We start from the raw sequence: 15,498 nt of genomic DNA, 5'->3' as shown, positions 1-15,498 counted from the left end.
TCGTTGATTCTGCGGGGTAAATTCTCTTAAAGTTACACCCGTACGGCTAGCATAACCAAGCCGCGGGATGGTTTTATCGTAGTTTTGTTGAGGCATTCCGCTATGTTTCCGGCTGCCTGTCTGCTATGGCCTGGGTTGTCCGCGTTTTCTGGTTGGGGGTGTTGCTGGCAGGGGCGCAGGCCGCGGGGGCGCAGGTACCCCGGACCCAGCCCGACAGTCTTGCCAGCAGCACGGCCAACGTTGTTCCAATGGCCGATTCCAGCCGCCTCAGCCGCCGCTTGCCCGTGCTGGCGGGCGGACTGGCAGCTTCCTACACCGGCACGCTCTATCTGCTAAGCAAAAGCTGGTACACCGGCGAGCGGGTGCCGCTGCACTGGTTTGATGACGCGCGGGAGTGGAAGCAGATGGATAAAGCCGGCCACTTCTGGGGAGCTTTCCACGAAAGCCGGGGCGCGGTGGACATGCTGCGCTGGGCCGGCGTGCCCGAGCGGCGGGCGTTGTGGTACGGGGGTTTCGTGGGGTTTCTGCTGCAAAGCCCCATTGAGCTCCTCGACGGGCGCGACCCGGCCTACGGTGCCTCGGCTACGGATTTAGCAGCCAACTTCCTGGGCTCGGCGGGCCTTATCGGGCAGCAGCTGGCCTGGGGCGAGGTGCGCATCATGCCCAAGTATTCGTTTCATACCACCCGCTACGCGGCACTGCGCCCCAACGTGCTGGGCAAAAGCCTCGGCGAGCAGCATCTGAAGGACTACAATGGCCAGACCTACTGGTTGTGCGTGGATGTGGGGGCCTGGCTGCCGGCTACCTCCCGTTGGCCCCGCTGGCTCCAGCCCGCCCTGGGCTACGGGGCTCAGCAAATGGTGTATAACGATGCAAAGGCCAACGCCGCCATCGGCCTGCACCCCTACCGCCAGTACTACCTCAGCCTCGACGTGGACTTACGGCGCATTCCTACCCGCAGCAAGCTGCTCAAGCGCGTGTTTTACGTGGCCAGCATTTTCCACCTGCCGGCTCCGGCTCTGGAGTTCAACCGTCAGCGCGGCTTAGTCATGCACGGGCTGTACTACTAATCTTCAGTTCTGCCTTGACGTTCTGTTCAGCAAGACGATAATAATACGGCAGAAGCTTAGCTGCATACCAGCACGACTTCTTGTGGCTTGAATCCGAAACGGTTGTCGGTTGCTTCCTGAAATTCCCGAACCTGCACCCGAAAGCCACTGGCTTGCAGCCGCTCGGTTAAGCCGGCCACCGAGTACACCCGCACGTGGTCAGCTTGGCCGAAGTGCGCCAGGCGTTCCGCATCGGTTCTTACTGCTTCGTTTTCGTAGATACCTCCCTCCCGGAAGGGAGTTTGGATTAGGCAGATGCCGCAGGGCTTCAGCACCCGACGTAGCTCGCGCATGGCCTGCCGGTCATCAGGAATGTGCTCCAGGATGTGGTAGCACAGAATCAGGTCATAAGTAGCAGACGAGGCATCTATGCGGGTGATGTCGTACTGCTGATCGGCCATGAAGTCGCCGGAGAGGTCGGTGCTTTCGTAGTGGATTCGCGCATCCTGTTTCAGGGCCCGGTACAAGCTGCGCGAGGGCGAGAAGTCGAGCACGGTGAGGCCTGGCCGGTAGAACTCCTCATGCAATAGTTGCCACAGGCGGCGCCCTCTGCCCAGGCTGCCGCAGGCCGGGCACAGCTTTTCGCCCATGGGTAGGTCAATAAACGCCCGCATGTGCCGACTACAAACCGGACACGCATAGCGGTTACCACGGTACAGCTGGTACACGGCCAGCCGCAGCACCGGCTCACCGGCAAACAGCACGCGCCGAGGCAGTAAGGATTTCACGAAGCTTTTCAGAACACTATACATAGCGGGATAAGCCGAAAAAGAATACGTTTGGGCGCTGCAGGTCGCCGTGCGGCCCGACCCGGCTGCCGTTTTTCCCGATTCATTGGCGACCTTTGCAGCCTGCGCCTGGGATACTGAATGCCAAAACTACGTAATCAGGAAAAACCAGCGCTAATCCCCCAGTTATGAACGTAGGAGACCGAGTACGCCTGCTCACCGGGCGCGAGGAAGGCATCATCACCCGCCTGCTCGACAACGACCTGGTAGAAGTAGCCATTGATAACGACTTCACTATTCCGGTGCTGCGCCGCGAAGTGGTGGTGGTAGCCGCCGAAGAAACCAAAGCCTTTGGGCAAAGCGCTGCCTCGGTAGCGGCCGAAAAAAAAGCTGCCAGCAGCGGTGCCGCCAAAGCCGCCAAGGCGGCTGGTGTACCAACCGCCCCGGCCTCTGCTAAAAAAGACAATAGCCCTGCCCCATTGCCCGCTGCCAAAAACGCCGCGCCGGTGGTGCAGAAGGGCGTATACCTGGCCCTCACCCACCAGTCACCGGAGCTTTTGGCCGTGCAGCTTATAAACCACACCGACCAGGAAGTGCTCTACACATTCGGGGAAGAGCGCAAGGAGCAGTACCGCGCCTTGGGCGCCGATAAGCTGGCGGCCAAGGCGGCCAGCGCACCGCTGGGGCATTGGCACCTCAAGGATTTCGACCAGTGGCCGGCCCTGGTGGTGCAGCTGCTGCCCTATAAGCTCAACAGCAACACGGCCTACGAGCTGCTCACCAAGCGCCTGCAGTTTAAGGCGGCCAGCTTTTACACCAGCCGCCAACCCAACGTGCCGGTACTTCAGCGTGAGGCTTACCTGTTTCAGCTGGATGAAAAGCCCGCGCCGCCCGCTGTTATTGCTCCCGAAAAGCTCGCCGAAACCCTGAAAGCCCAGCTCACGGGCAACGGACCCGCCAAACCGGCCGCGTTGGCGCCCGAACCGGCCAAGCCTATTGTGGCCCCTCACCACGAAGTAGACCTGCACCTGGAAGCCCTAATGCCCCAAGGCGCGGAGGGCATGAGCAACACGGCTATTCTTAAGCTGCAACTCGATGCCTTTGAGGATGCCCTGAGCCGGGCCCTGGCCACCAACATGCACGAAATCGTGTTCATCCACGGCTCCGGCAACGGCACCTTGCGCAAAGAGCTGCACAAGCTCCTAAGCCGCAACCGCGACATCAAGTTCTTCGAGGACTCCAAGAAGGAAAAGTTCGGCTACGGCGCCACGCTTGTACGGCTTAAGTAACCCGTCCCAATCTTTTGTCATCCTGAGCAAAGCGAAGGACCTTATTACGTTTGCCCGAAATCGAAAAACGACATCAGCCAAACGTAACAAGGTCCTTCGCTTTGCTCAGGATGACAGTTCCTTTTTCTGCAAATAGGCAACCATTCCGGGCCATACGGGTACTTTGCGGCAGCAACTCATTCCGCCGCATGAAACTCCCCTTACTGCTCGCCGCTTCCCTCCTTTCCTTCTCGGCCCTAGCCCAGCAGCCGCTGCCGGTGCCGCGCAACCTGCAGGCCACCTACGCCAAAGGCACCCGCGCCGAAAATGGCCAGCCCGGTCCCAACTACTGGCAGAACTCGGCCGATTACACCCTCAAAGTCAACTTCGACCCGGCCAGCCGGCGCGTGGCGGGCACCGCGCAGATTGCCTACCACAACCAAAGCCCCGATTCGCTGCGGCAGTTGCTGTTTAAAATCTACCCCAACTACTACCAGCAAGGCGCCCCCCGGGCCGGCCGCATCAGCCCCGAAGACCTTACGGAGGGAATGAAAATTGAGGCCCTGAGCATCAATGGGCAGGCCGTGGACGTGGCCAAGCTGCGGCCCGACGCCACCAACATGTTCGTGCCCCTGCCCCGCACTTTGGGCGCGAAGCAGACGGCTCAGATCAGCGTGACCTACAGCTACACGCTCAACAAAGGCTCCCACATGCGTACCGGGGAAATTGAGCCCGGGGCCGACTTTGTAGCGTACTTTTTCCCGCGTGTGGCCGTCTACGACGACATCGATGGCTGGAACCGCCACCCCTACATCGGCTCCCAGGAGTTCTACAACGACTTCGCCAACTTCTCGGCCGACATCACCGTGCCCCGCAACTTCGTGGTATGGGCGACCGGCGACCTGACCAACGCCGACGCCGTGCTGGGCAAAAAGTACGCAAAACGCCTGCGCGACGCGGAAAAGAAAGATGCCATTACCAGCATCATCACCGAAGCCGACCTCAAGAAGCAAGACATAACCGCCCCGAACGCGCAGAACACCTGGCACTTTGAGGCTAAGAACGTGACGGACTTCGTGTTTGCCACCGCCGACCACTACGTGTGGCAATCTAGTAGCTTGGTTGTGGACCCCACCACCAAGCGCCGCACCCGCGTGGATGCCGTGTACAACACCAAGCACAAAGACTACGAGGAGGTAATTCACTTCGCCCGCAAAACGGTGGAGGCCATGAGCTACAACTTCCCCAAGTGGCCGTTTCCCTACTCCCACGAAACTATCTTCGATGGCCTCGACCAGATGGAGTACCCGATGATGGTGAACGACAACCCCGTGGAGAGCCGCCAGGACGCCATTACGCTCACCGACCACGAGATTTTCCACACGATGTTTCCGTTCTACATGGGCATCAACGAAACCAAGTACGGCTGGATGGATGAGGGCTGGGCCACCATTGGCGAATGGCTGATTTCCAAGCAGATTGACCCCACGCTGGACGACGATTATGGCATTGCCCCCTACGCCCAGAACGCCGATACTGAGTCGGACCTGCCCATTATGACCCTGACGACCCAGCAGAACGGGCTGCCTTTCTTCCTGAACTCTTACCCCAAGCCCGGCCTGGGCTACCTCTACGTGAAGGATATGCTGGGCGACGAGCTGTTTACGAAAGCCCTGCACACCTACATCCGCAACTGGAACGGCAAGCACCCCATGCCCTACGACTTCTTCAACTCGATGAACGCCGGGGCGGGCCGCAACCTCAACTGGTTCTGGCAACGGTGGTTTTTCGACGGCGGCTACCCCGACCTGGCCATCCAGAACGTGGCCAAAACCGCCACCGGCTACGACGTGACCGTGGAAGCCAAAGGCACCAAGCCCGTGCCCGTGTACCTCACGGTAACGTATCAGGACAACTCCGCCCAGCAGGTGCACCGCACCATCGAAGTCTGGGAAACAGGCGCCCGCACCGTGACGGTGCCCCTAGCCACCACCAAAGCCGTGAAGCAGGTGAAGCTGGGCGCTACGCTGGTGCCCGACAGCTACCCGAAGGATAATGTGTGGGAAGGGAAGTAAGTCAGTACGTTTTCAACCCTAGCCCGCCTATTCCAAGCATGCGCCTGTTAACTACTTTTTTGCTGGTCTCTACGCTGTTGCTACTGGCATCAGGAGTAGCTATAGGCTGCAAATGCAGCATTCAGGCCCGCGAATTCAACTGTGCAGTCAAGGCAAATTCTTTGATTTTCCTCGGAAAGCTAGTTCAAGTCAGTCAGCTTAACGATTCATCGACTTCTTTCAGCGCCACTTACAGGTTTGTTCCCTTAAAAACATGGCGCGGGCAGCCTGCTGACACCCTAACGCTGCATACTGGCAGTAGTTGCGGCATTCGCCTAGTTGCGGGTAGCACTTATGTCCTCTACACCAATTCAGGCCAAGATCTTCATATTTGCCAACGCATCGTTTCCCGAAACACTCAGGCAGAAATTGAGAAGTTGGATAGATATTTTGTGAAGCCTCGTCCTTTACCAAAGCGCCCTTAAGCTATAAGTCATACGTTTAAAACCAGAAGCGTACCGCTATGGGCATACTCCTGCTGTTTGTGTTTCTACCCAGCCTTTTGGTTTGGTTCCTGGCAGTATATGCGACTTATGGGAGTTGGCCGCTCAGCCCTGTCGAGGTTAGCGGGGGCGTAGGCTTGGCTGCTCTCGGCCTGCTCTTGCCTTTGCTTCGTTGGAAAATCAGAGGCAAGCTACACGCGCTGGCCCCACCCTTTGTTTACCTGATTTACTCCGTTATCCTCCCCTATTTCTTGGGGCTGCTGCTTTCGATAGTCAGTCAGCAACGCTACGTACTAGGAGCAGTACAGGCCCTGGATCTGGCCGTGGCCATTGTTTTACCGGTGGTGTGCGGCTACTTTTTCCTGGCGCCTAACAGGATGAGCGTACCGAACCTTCTGAGCATCAAATCCTACTATTAGGACACCAAGCTAAGGTCAGATCTTAGCAGTTTCTTTTCCTGCTACTATTACTCGGGGAGCCACTAACTGCGGGTCGCACTGGTTGCCAAACGGCTGTTGCCATATACAGTAATTGCAAAACGTAAAAGGGCCGCATGAATAGACTATTCATGCGGCCCCTTTTTGCTTGAAAGGTGAATTTACCTGGTTACATAGTAAATAAATTCACCTACGCATTTCCCGAACCTAAAAATGAAATAAGCCGAGAAAAAAATAAGAAAAGGTTTTGCGTATTTATTTTGCAATAGATAAGCAAATTTCTCCAGCAATTCCGTGTCGGCCATTTTCATAATTCGGGAATTAAATTAGTGCGTTACGTGGTAGATGAACTCACCGGTGTATTTGCCGGCCTCGTAAATAGCAACCCCCGCAGCCATAGCTGCACCGATTGCCAGGAACTGAACCAGAAAGCCACCTTCGATTTCGGCATTTTCGTCGTGGGACAGTTCAACCAGGTTGAACTCGTCCAGTTTCAACAACTGAGCGTTCATACGTTTATTATTTTGTGGTTAGGAAACATCTGACTGGCTCGGAGAACATCAACGGCACTGCACAACGTGCTAGCCCTGTACCCCGAAGACCGCAACCCGACTACTTAGCGGTGGTGTAGCCTACGTACACACCAGCCCCGAACAGGCCAGCAGCTACGGTGCCAGCGGCAATCCAGCCAGCTGCTTCAGCGGTGATAACCACGCCCAGAACCACAATGGGAAACAGGCCGCCTTCTACCTGTTGCATGTCCTCAGCGTTCATTGAAATCACGCCGAATTCTTCCAGTTGTGCAGAAAAGTTGTTCATGTGTTGTTGGTAAGAGAGATACTATGCGCGGGCATTTGTAGGCAGCCAGCTACGCCTTGAGGTCACGTTTGTAAGCCAGCAGCGTAGGTGTTACCCCAGCTGCTATAGCACAAAAGAAGCCTCACTCCGTCCAATAAAATTGAATCGGAAAATAATTTTTATAAAATCCACCAACAATATTTTGGCTATCATCATCCCGCAGAACCTTCAGCGAAAACTCTATTTTAAGCTTGGCCTTATCGGCGTAGTAGAAGCTGTTGCGCTTACGAGAAAAATCAATGGTTAGCCCTTCGTCCCGTAAGTAGTCCAGAATATTATACAGCTGTGAACGGCTTATCTCCAGACGCTGCGCCAGCTCTACGGGCGTGCCGGTAGCCTCTTTACCTATTAGATAATCAAGATGTTTAATTCTCTCGATGTACTTTCTGAAATTCATGTGTCGCTGAATTAGTGCTGTCTTCAGTTCAGTTTCAGACCTTCTGCTTTTTGTTTTCTGCCTGCTCTAACCTCATTCCCTTCCCACTCATCAAACCCGCCCCCTACTGCGCTGTCCCACACGCCCTGCCTTCACAAGGAAATACTTTATATAGGTTAAATGCAAATGATTAAAGCTTTTTAATGCACTGCCGTCTGCCCAATAAGCCTATACCTCAGGCTATCTGACTCTTACCGCATCAATAAGCCACTAGCAAAATGCTTGGCCAGGCTGCTCACCGCGCAACTTTGTGTTGGTCACCCACACTGGCCCCTTCGGCTCAAGCCGCCGCTGGCTTGCCGAGGCCTGCTTCCGCGAATACCGGGTGCCGGATGCGGTAGCCCGGCAAAGGCTACGTACCTTTGCTGGCAGTGATGGGTCGCCCCACCGCGGCGCCAAACGCAAGTAAGGCGACGAGGAAAGTCCGGGCAACGCAGAGCACCCTGCTTCCTAACGGGAAGGACTAGGCGGCGTAAAGCCTCCTAGGACAGCTAGTGCCACAGAAAATTACCGCCGTTTTTTGGCTGTTAGCTTTCGTTCTGCGAAGGCTAATAGCAGCTAGCTATCAGCTCAAAAAAAGGTAAGGGTGAAAAGGTGCGGTAAGAGCGCACCAGCGGCTGGGCAACCATGCCGGCTGGGTAAACCTCAGGGGTTGAAAGACCAAATAAGCTGGCACGCCGGCCCTTTCGGGGGCGGGCACCGGGCGGCTCGTCCGGCGTCAGCGGGTAGGTTGATGGAGCCTTTCCGCGAGGACTGGCCTAGATAAATGGTGGGGCCGCGGCTTCGGCAGCGGACAAAACCCGGCTTACAGACTCATCACCGGCTACCAGGCGGCCGTCGTATCTTCGGGTGCGGCGGCCGTTTTTGCCTGTCCGTCGCACATGGCCACTACCTTTGCCCGCCGCCAAGCGTACGCAGGAAAAGCAGCTGAGCTGCCAGACTTATCCTCGACAAGTAACCCAAGTTGGCGGCAACGAGGTTTTCCCATTCCGGCCCGCCTATTTGCGGCCGGCTTTTCGTTTCTTTGATTTTTCTCCCCTGCCTTTTCTCAGCCCATGCCCCGCATCCTGATTATTGACGACGAACGCGCTATCCGGAACACCCTGAAAGAAATTCTGGAGTATGAGAACTACCAGGTAAGCCAGGCCGAAGATGGCCCTACCGGCCTGGATATGCTCATCAAAGACAAGTACGACGTAGTGCTCTGCGACGTGAAGATGCCCAAGATGGATGGTATTGAGGTGTTGGAAAGGGCCCGTATTGTGGCGCCGGAAGCCGCCTTTATTATGGTCTCAGCTCATGGCAACGTGGAAATGGCCGTGGATGCCACCAAAAAAGGCGCCTACGATTTCCTGCAGAAGCCACCAGACCTGAACCGCCTGCTCGTGACGGTGCGCAACGCCCTGGACCGCACCAAGCTGGCCACCGAAACCACCAAGCTAGCCACGGAAAACAAAACCCTGAAGAAAAAGCTGGCCAAAAACTCGGAAATGGTGGGCGACTCGGCGGCCCTGGGTGCCGTGCGCAAGGCCATTGAGAAGGTAGCCCCCACCGATGCCCGCGTGCTCATAACAGGCCCCAACGGAGCCGGCAAGGAAATGGTAGCCCGCCAGCTTCACGAGCTCAGCAACCGCGCCAGCGGCCCGCTGGTAGAAGTAAACTGCGCCGCTATTCCGTCCGAGCTGATTGAGTCGGAACTGTTTGGCCACGAAAAAGGCTCCTTTACCTCGGCCGTCAAGCAGCGCATCGGCAAGTTCGAACAGGCTGACGGCGGCACCTTGTTCCTCGACGAAATCGGCGACATGAGCCTCTCAGCGCAGGCCAAGGTGCTCCGGGCTCTGCAGGAAAACAAGATTACCCGCGTGGGCGGCGAAAAGGAAATTTCGGTGAACGTGCGCGTGCTGGCCGCCACCAACAAAGACCTGCTCCAGGAAATAGCCGACCGCAACTTCCGGGAAGACCTCTACCACCGCCTCTCGGTTATCCTGATCCAAGTGCCTGCCCTCAACGACCGGCGCGAAGACATTCCGGCCCTCATTCAGAAATTTCTGCAGGACATTGCCCAGGACTACGGGGACAAGCCCAAGAAGATTGACGACGCGGCTTTGGGCTACCTACAAAGCCTCGACTGGCGCGGCAACATCCGCGAGTTGCGCAACGTGGTAGAGCGCCTCGTCATTATGAGCGACGACACGATTACGGAGGCTGATGCCCGCGCCTTTGCCGGGAAATAGCCGCCAACATAATTTTGCCATTTTCGCAAAAAAAGCCGCTTCTATACGAGCGGCTTTTTTATTTGGTTGCCGATTTTTGAAAAAAATGTGAACTATAGCGAAGTAGCTATTGTCTGGTAAGCAAGCAACCGGTCATACACTTATCAAACGGATAAGCTGGTTTCCGGCCTCCAGACCGCCCCTGAGCAGTCTTTTATCTCACGTAACCCCTGTTGATTACGCATGGTGAATCTCGTTCAGAATTTCCGTTTCAGTGCCTGGTTGGGTACAGCTATTTTAGGTTCTTCCTTGCTGGCCAGCTGCGCCAAAGACTCCATTACCCCCAACGACCCTCGCCCCGCCAGCCCGATCAGCTCAGCGAGCAAAGTAGCCGGTCAGGCCGTTGCCGGGAAGTACATTGTGGTGCTGAAAGACGGAAGTGATGCGCTGGACGATATTGCTGCGAATGAGGCCGAAATCACCGAGGCCCGTTACGCGGAACGGGGTGAGAAAGTGCGCGGTGTAGCCCAGGGGCTGCTGCGGCAGCGCGGGCTGCGGGCCGAAAAAGTAGGCCGCACCTACAGCCAGGTATTGCGCGGGTTTGCAGCTGATCTGACCGCGGCTGAGGCCGCCGACCTGGCCCAGGATGCCCGGGTTGACTACGTGGAGCCCGACCAGGTGATGACCATTGAGCAGACGACAACGACCACCACGACGACTGCTTCTACCCAAACCATTCCCTACGGCATCAAGCGCGTAGGCACGGCCAGCGGCGTAGGCAAAACCGTCTGGATTCTGGATACCGGAGTGGAACTGACGCACCCTGATCTGACCGTTGACCGCACCCGTAGCCGAACGTTTTATCCGCTGGGCGCCGATGCCACCAGTGCCAATGACCTCAACGGCCACGGCACCCACGTAGCCGGCACTATTGCTGCCAAGAACAACACCCTGGGCGTAGTGGGCGTAGCCGCCGGCGCTACCATTGTAGCCGTAAAGGTGATGGACGCTACCGGCAGTTCCTCCTCTTCCGTTGTTATTGCGGGCCTTGACTATGTGGCCGCTACGGCCAAGGCTGGGGACGTAGTAAACATGAGCATCAGTGGGGGTACTTCCCTGTCGCTGGATGCAGCCGTGGTGCGGGCCGCCAACAAGGGCATTTTGTTTGCCGTGTCGGCGGGTAATGATGCCAAGAGCGCCACGCTGCATTCCCCTTCCCGCGTCAACCACGCCAACGTGTTTACCGTGACGGCCATGAATAACCTGGATACGTGGGCTTCCTTCTCGTGCTTTGGCAATCCTACCGTGGACTACTGCATGCCCGGCGTAGCGGTGAACTCTACCTACAAAGGCGGCGGCTACGCCCTAATGAGCGGCACCTCTATGGCAGCCCCGCACATGGCGGGTGTGCTCTTGCTCCGCGGCAAGGCCTTTACCCGCAGCGGCACCGTGAAGTCGGACCCCGACGGTACTGCTGACGCTATTGCTCATTTATAATTACCCCACATATCCTGCTTATTTCCGACGAGCGGCCTCCCCAGAGGCCGCTCGTTGCGTTCCTACCCCGCCAACTGGTTGCAGCCGCGCACGTCGGAATTATCCAGCCGGCCTAATACTTCGAAGCTCCCATCGGGGTATAGCCGGGCCAGATCCTTGGTTTCGATGAAGGCGCAGCTATCAACGTTGGCCAAGTCAATGACGTTGATTGCCCCACTGGCCCGCGTAGTATCCACGGAGAAGGGGTCGGTAGGGTCGCGCAGCAGAATACGCAGCTGCGGAGGCGTGTGAAAACGCCCATCCCCGAAGCTGTAGGCCTGGCTCAGCATTTCCGTCATGCCGTATTCGGAATGAATGCCCGCGGGCCCAAAGGCCGCCTGTAGCTCCTGGTGCAGCTCTTCCCTGATCATTTCCCGTCGCCGGCCCTTCATCCCGCCGGTTTCGAGCACCGTAAGTTCCTGCAGCACCGGGTTACCGGCATAGGTCGTGGCAAAGTCGAGCAGGGCATAGCTCACGCCCAGGAGCAGCACGCGCCGCCCCGGCACCTGCCGGGCAACCCGAATGGCTTCGAGCAGCGCGGCCTGGTCGTGCAAGAAAAAAGCCGGCTGCTGCTGGCCCGATTCCCGGGCGAAATAATCGACCATAGCCACCAACGACGACTGACCCTGCTCCAGATAGGAGGGCAAGAGGGCCAGCACCGTCCAGCCGCCAAGGGCACCATAGTAGTGCTCAAAAATGCGGGCAGCGTGGGTCCGGTACAAGGCCGGGTCGCGCACCAGGTGCTGGCTGCGCTGCTGCCGCGTGGTGCCGCTGCTTAAAAATACTTCCTGGGGTTGCCAGGCAGCCGGCTCGGTTTGCACCCGATGCGTTTTAAAGAACTCAATGGGCAGAAACGGTATTTCTTCCAGCTGGGCTACGTGCTCCCGCTGGCAACCCAGCTGCGTGAGGTATTCGGCGTAGATGGGACAATGATGCGCTTGGTGTCGAAACAGACGCAGGGCGGCGGCTTCGGCCGTGGCCGGAGTGAGGGTGGGCAGCTCACGGAGGTACTCGTCGCGGAAACTCATTGCACCTGGTATGGGTTTGATGGATGGCACAACAAAGGTCCGTAGGCTTCGTTGAGAATCCGTACCTTTTGCCCCTCACTCACGGCCTTTTTCTGCATATGATGTTCACCCGTACGGTTCGGCTTGTTGTAGCGCAACTACTGCTGACGCTGCTGCTCAGCGCCTCGGTAGTGTCCTGCGTGTCCCCACCCGAATATCCGGATAAGCCCAGCATCGAGTTTAAATCGGCAGTGGCGACGGCAACTTCCGACGGCACACAGGCAGCTATTTTGCTTACGCTAGCTTTCAAGGACGGCACCGGCGACCTGGGACTTGACTCGCTGGATATCAAACAGCCTCCTTTTCAACAATTCAACCCGGATGGCTCGGTCAATCGGTATTTCAACAACTACTTTATCAAGATCTTCCGGCGCGATACCGACGGGGTATTTCGGTCGCTGAATGTGGAGCCTGGCTTCGATGGCCGCTTCGACCACTTGGCTCCTTCCGATAAGGCAGCTCCCATCCGGGGTGATTTACGCTACACTATAGCGATTTTGTACGGCATCCCAATTGATGGCACCTTGGACGGCCCAACCGTACGCAAGGGTGACGTTATCCGCCTCGAAATAAACATTACCGACCGGGGCCTGAACGAAAGCAACGTTATCACGACCACCCCCATCACGCTGCCCTAGTCAGTACGTCCTGTTACACGCACGGCCCCCGCCCTACTGACTTTCGCAGTCAATAGGGCGGGGGCCGTGCGTGTAACAGAATTGAGGCTACTAATAAATTGCGGGGAAGCGCTTGGCATCGGCTTCCTGCATCAGTTCGTACACGGCATCGAATACGTCTTCCGCGTTGGGCTTCGAGAAGTAGTCACCGTCGGAGCCGTAGGGCGGGCGGTGCGCCTGGGCAGCCAGGCAACGGGGCTGGGCATCGAGGAAGCGGTAAGCCTGCTGCTCGTCGAGTACCTGCTGCAGCATATAGGCCGTGGCACCACCAGGCACATCTTCATCGGCAAAGAGTACGCGGCTGGTTTTGCGCAGGCTGTCGGCAATAATATGGTCTACGTCGAAGGGCAGGAGCGTTTGCACGTCAATTACTTCCACCGATATGCCTATGTCGGCCAGTTGCTTGGCCGCATCCAGCACAATGCGGCACATAGAGCCGTAGGTTACCACCGTCACATCGTGGCCTTCCTGCAGAATTTCGGGCTGACCCAGGGGCAAGGTAAACTCGCCTACGTTCTGCGGAATGCGCTCCTTAAGGCGGTACCCGTTCAGGCACTCAATGACAATGGCGGGCTCATCGGAGCGCAGCAGCGTGTTGTAGAAACCGGCGGCCTGCGTCATGTTGCGCGGTACACACAGATGCATCCCCCGGATGGCACCCAGAATCATTTGGATGGGCGAGCCGCTGTGCCAGATACCTTCCAGCCGGTGGCCCCGGGTGCGAATGATGAGCGGGGCTTTCTGGCCGCCCTTGGTGCGGTACTGCAGGCAGGCCACGTCGTCGCTCAGGATCTGGATGGCGTAGAGCAGGTAGTCGAGGTACTGGATTTCGGTGATGGGCCGCAGCCCCCGCAGGGCGGCGCCTATCCCCTGCCCCACAATGGTGCATTCCCGGATGCCGGTATCGGTTACGCGCAGCTCGCCAAACTTTTCCTGCAAACCCGCAAAGGCCTGGTTTACGTCGCCGATGCGGCCCACATCTTCCCCGATAGCGAAGATGCGCGGGTCGCGGCGGAAGTTGGCTTCAAAGCAGGCCTGCAGCACTTCGCGGCCGTCAACCAGCGGGGCATTGGGTGCAAATTCAACCTTAACTTCCTCAATATTCAGCACGGCCTCCTCGCTCTGGCTGAACAGATAGGAGTTGTACCGCTCGGCGTTTTCGGCCTGGGCCTGCTCCAGCCAGTTCAGCAACTCACGGCGGGCGGCGCTGCGCAGGCCACGCACCTGGCGTAGGGCGCGGCGCACGGTGCGCACCATATCGGCGCGGATGGGTGTGCTGTTTTGCTGCAGCTGCTCTACCAGCTCGTGCATGGTATTTTCGGTACCGGTTTCGGCCACCAGCTTGTTGAGCAGCGCTACGGCCTCGTCGCGCTCCTGCTTGATGGGGTTGAAGAAATCTGTCCAGGCGGCGGTGCGGGCCAGGCGTACGGTTTCCTTGGCGTCGGTTTCAATCTGGCTGAGCTCTTCTTCCGAGGCGTAACCTTCCACGAGCAGCCACTCGCGCATCTTGCGGAGGCAGTCGTGCTCCTCTTCCCAGGAAAGCCGGTCTTTCGACTTGTAACGCTCGTGCGAGCCGCTGGTGCTGTGGCCCTGGGGCTGGGTTACTTCCGTCACGTGAATGAGTACGGGCACGTGCTGGGTGCGGCAGAGCTCGGCCGCGCGCTGGTAGGTTTCCACCAGGGCCGGGTAGTCCCAGCCTTTTACCACGAAAATCTCGAACCCCTGCTGGCCCTCGCCTTCGCGCTGCAGCCCTTTCAGGATTTCGGAAATGCTTTGCTTGGTCGTCTGGTACTCGGCGGGCACGGAAATGCCGTAGTGGTCGTCCCACACGCTGACGAGCATCGGAATCTGCAGGACGCCGGCGGCATTCAGCGCTTCGAAGAACATGCCCTCCGACGTACTGGCATTGCCGATGGTGCCGAAGGCCACCTCGTTGCCGTTCACCGAAAACTGGCTGTACTGCTGCAGCTCCGCGTTCTGGCGGTAGAGCTTGGAGGCATACGCCAGGCCCACGAGGCGCGGCATCTGCCCGCCAGTGGGCGAAATATCGGCCGAGGAGTTCTTGGTTTCCGCTTGGTTTTTAAAGTGGCCATCTTCATCCAGCAACCGGGTGCCGAAGTGGCCATTCATGGCGCGGCCCGCCGTGGAGGGCTCAGCATCAGCATCGGGGTGGGCGTAGAGCTGGGCGAAGTATTGCTGCAGCGTCAGCTCCCCGATGGCGAACATGAAGGTTTGGTCGCGGTAGTAGCCGGAGCGCCAGTCGCCGGGGCGGAAGGCGCGGGCCATGGCCAGCTGGGGCAGCTCCTTGCCGTCGCCGAAGATGCCGAACTTGGCTTTGCCCATGAACACTTCCTTGCGGCCCGCAAGCGAGGCCTGACGACTTTCACACCCCAGGCGGTAGTCGCGGAGCAGGTCTTCTTTAGTCAGCACAGCAGTGGTGATTTCGGCAGATTCGGGAGTAGGCATACGAACTGGGCGGGCGGGGAATAGAGGGGCAGGAAAACCGGGCAAGTGGGTGTGCAACCGGCATGACGCCTCAAAAGTACGGATTTGGGCGCAGCCGTGTACACAGCCCGGCGGCGGCCGTTTTGTACGACCAAGGCGGGATTTTG

Annotated in this window: 14 protein-coding genes and 1 other RNA gene; 9 read left to right on the top strand and 6 right to left on the bottom strand. The window is 58.0% G+C overall.

Annotated features, from left to right (window positions below):
- Positions 1–125: 125 nt before the first annotated feature.
- On the top strand, positions 126–1,070 hold the full coding sequence (locus tag HER32_RS18045) for a DUF2279 domain-containing protein (RefSeq protein ID WP_168682887.1): 945 nt from the start codon (positions 126–128) through the stop codon (positions 1,068–1,070).
- Between the two features lie 56 nt (positions 1,071–1,126).
- Here the strand turns inward: HER32_RS18045 and HER32_RS18040 are convergent, their stop codons facing one another.
- Positions 1,127–1,861, bottom strand: coding sequence for a class I SAM-dependent methyltransferase (locus HER32_RS18040; RefSeq protein WP_168682886.1), 735 nt, complete (start codon positions 1,859–1,861; stop codon positions 1,127–1,129).
- Between the two features lie 164 nt (positions 1,862–2,025).
- Here HER32_RS18040 and HER32_RS18035 point away from each other — a divergent pair, with 164 nt between their 5' ends.
- The 4 genes from HER32_RS18035 (at position 2,026) to HER32_RS18020 (ending at position 6,081) form a co-directional block, all read left to right on the top strand.
- A complete protein-coding gene (locus HER32_RS18035; protein ID WP_168682885.1) occupies positions 2,026–3,126 on the top strand; it encodes a Smr/MutS family protein in 1,101 nt (366 codons plus the stop codon).
- A gap of 188 nt (positions 3,127–3,314) precedes the next feature.
- Entirely contained in the window at positions 3,315–5,180 is a 1,866-nt protein-coding gene (locus HER32_RS18030; protein WP_168682884.1) for a M1 family metallopeptidase, read from the top strand.
- A gap of 38 nt (positions 5,181–5,218) precedes the next feature.
- On the top strand, positions 5,219–5,644 hold the full coding sequence (locus tag HER32_RS18025) for a hypothetical protein (RefSeq protein WP_168682883.1): 426 nt from the start codon (positions 5,219–5,221) through the stop codon (positions 5,642–5,644).
- A 182-nt stretch (positions 5,645–5,826) separates the two neighbouring features.
- Positions 5,827–6,081: a hypothetical protein gene (locus tag HER32_RS18020; protein WP_168682882.1), complete on the top strand. Its 255-nt coding sequence runs from the start codon at positions 5,827–5,829 to the stop codon at positions 6,079–6,081.
- Positions 6,082–6,425: 344 nt separating this feature from the next.
- Here HER32_RS18020 and HER32_RS18015 read toward each other — a convergent pair whose 3' ends face one another.
- The 3 genes from HER32_RS18015 to HER32_RS18005 form a co-directional block, all read right to left on the bottom strand.
- Complete coding sequence (locus HER32_RS18015; protein ID WP_149070379.1) at positions 6,426–6,611, bottom strand: class IIb bacteriocin, lactobin A/cerein 7B family; 186 nt, start codon at positions 6,609–6,611, stop codon at positions 6,426–6,428.
- A 100-nt stretch (positions 6,612–6,711) separates the two neighbouring features.
- Positions 6,712–6,918: a hypothetical protein gene (locus HER32_RS18010; protein WP_149070380.1), complete on the bottom strand. Its 207-nt coding sequence runs from the start codon at positions 6,916–6,918 to the stop codon at positions 6,712–6,714.
- Positions 6,919–7,039: 121 nt separating this feature from the next.
- Positions 7,040–7,354: an HTH domain-containing protein gene (locus tag HER32_RS18005; protein WP_149070381.1), complete on the bottom strand. Its 315-nt coding sequence runs from the start codon at positions 7,352–7,354 to the stop codon at positions 7,040–7,042.
- A 410-nt stretch (positions 7,355–7,764) separates the two neighbouring features.
- On the opposite strand from HER32_RS18005, the gene rnpB reads away from it, so the two are divergent.
- The 3 genes from rnpB (at position 7,765) to HER32_RS17990 (ending at position 11,103) form a co-directional block, all read left to right on the top strand.
- An RNA gene (gene rnpB / locus HER32_RS18000) (RNase P RNA component class A) lies at positions 7,765–8,217 on the top strand.
- A gap of 231 nt (positions 8,218–8,448) precedes the next feature.
- On the top strand, positions 8,449–9,627 hold the full coding sequence (locus tag HER32_RS17995) for a sigma-54-dependent transcriptional regulator (protein ID WP_168682881.1): 1,179 nt from the start codon (positions 8,449–8,451) through the stop codon (positions 9,625–9,627).
- A gap of 222 nt (positions 9,628–9,849) precedes the next feature.
- Positions 9,850–11,103 (top strand): S8 family serine peptidase, encoded by a 1,254-nt coding sequence (locus tag HER32_RS17990; RefSeq protein WP_168682880.1) that lies wholly within the window; start codon positions 9,850–9,852, stop codon positions 11,101–11,103.
- A gap of 62 nt (positions 11,104–11,165) precedes the next feature.
- Here HER32_RS17990 and HER32_RS17985 read toward each other — a convergent pair whose 3' ends face one another.
- Positions 11,166–12,170, bottom strand: coding sequence for an acyl transferase (locus tag HER32_RS17985; protein ID WP_149070384.1), 1,005 nt, complete (start codon positions 12,168–12,170; stop codon positions 11,166–11,168).
- Positions 12,171–12,268: 98 nt separating this feature from the next.
- Here HER32_RS17985 and HER32_RS17980 point away from each other — a divergent pair, with 98 nt between their 5' ends.
- A complete protein-coding gene (locus HER32_RS17980) occupies positions 12,269–12,847 on the top strand; it encodes a hypothetical protein (protein WP_168682879.1) in 579 nt (192 codons plus the stop codon).
- A 90-nt stretch (positions 12,848–12,937) separates the two neighbouring features.
- Here the strand turns inward: HER32_RS17980 and HER32_RS17975 are convergent, their stop codons facing one another.
- On the bottom strand, positions 12,938–15,352 hold the full coding sequence (locus HER32_RS17975) for a thiamine pyrophosphate-dependent enzyme (RefSeq protein WP_168682878.1): 2,415 nt from the start codon (positions 15,350–15,352) through the stop codon (positions 12,938–12,940).
- Positions 15,353–15,498 lie beyond the last annotated feature (146 nt).

It is taken from the genome of Hymenobacter sp. BT18 (assembly GCF_012273015.1).
In the GTDB taxonomy this organism is placed as follows: Bacteria; Bacteroidota; Bacteroidia; order Cytophagales; family Hymenobacteraceae; genus Hymenobacter; species Hymenobacter lutimineralis.
The sequence above is the reverse complement of the archived record's forward strand: the minus strand, read 5'-3'. Positions and strand labels throughout refer to the sequence as shown.

Excerpts from the sequence above, each read along its gene's own strand:
- HER32_RS18045 (WP_168682887.1), top strand. The coding sequence starts at position 126 with ATGGCCTGGGTTGTCCGCGTTTTCTGGTTGGGGGTGTTGCTGGCAGGG.
- HER32_RS18040 (WP_168682886.1), bottom strand. The coding sequence starts at position 1,861 with ATGTATAGTGTTCTGAAAAGCTTCGTGAAATCCTTACTGCCTCGGCGC.
- HER32_RS18035 (WP_168682885.1), top strand. The coding sequence starts at position 2,026 with ATGAACGTAGGAGACCGAGTACGCCTGCTCACCGGGCGCGAGGAAGGC.
- HER32_RS18030 (WP_168682884.1), top strand. The coding sequence starts at position 3,315 with ATGAAACTCCCCTTACTGCTCGCCGCTTCCCTCCTTTCCTTCTCGGCC.
- HER32_RS18025 (WP_168682883.1), top strand. The coding sequence starts at position 5,219 with ATGCGCCTGTTAACTACTTTTTTGCTGGTCTCTACGCTGTTGCTACTG.
- HER32_RS18015 (WP_149070379.1), bottom strand. The coding sequence starts at position 6,611 with ATGAACGCTCAGTTGTTGAAACTGGACGAGTTCAACCTGGTTGAACTG.
- HER32_RS18010 (WP_149070380.1), bottom strand. The coding sequence starts at position 6,918 with ATGAACAACTTTTCTGCACAACTGGAAGAATTCGGCGTGATTTCAATG.
- HER32_RS18005 (WP_149070381.1), bottom strand. The coding sequence starts at position 7,354 with ATGAATTTCAGAAAGTACATCGAGAGAATTAAACATCTTGATTATCTA.
- HER32_RS17995 (WP_168682881.1), top strand. The coding sequence starts at position 8,449 with ATGCCCCGCATCCTGATTATTGACGACGAACGCGCTATCCGGAACACC.
- HER32_RS17990 (WP_168682880.1), top strand. The coding sequence starts at position 9,850 with ATGGTGAATCTCGTTCAGAATTTCCGTTTCAGTGCCTGGTTGGGTACA.
- HER32_RS17985 (WP_149070384.1), bottom strand. The coding sequence starts at position 12,170 with ATGAGTTTCCGCGACGAGTACCTCCGTGAGCTGCCCACCCTCACTCCG.
- HER32_RS17980 (WP_168682879.1), top strand. The coding sequence starts at position 12,269 with ATGATGTTCACCCGTACGGTTCGGCTTGTTGTAGCGCAACTACTGCTG.
- HER32_RS17975 (WP_168682878.1), bottom strand. The coding sequence starts at position 15,352 with ATGCCTACTCCCGAATCTGCCGAAATCACCACTGCTGTGCTGACTAAA.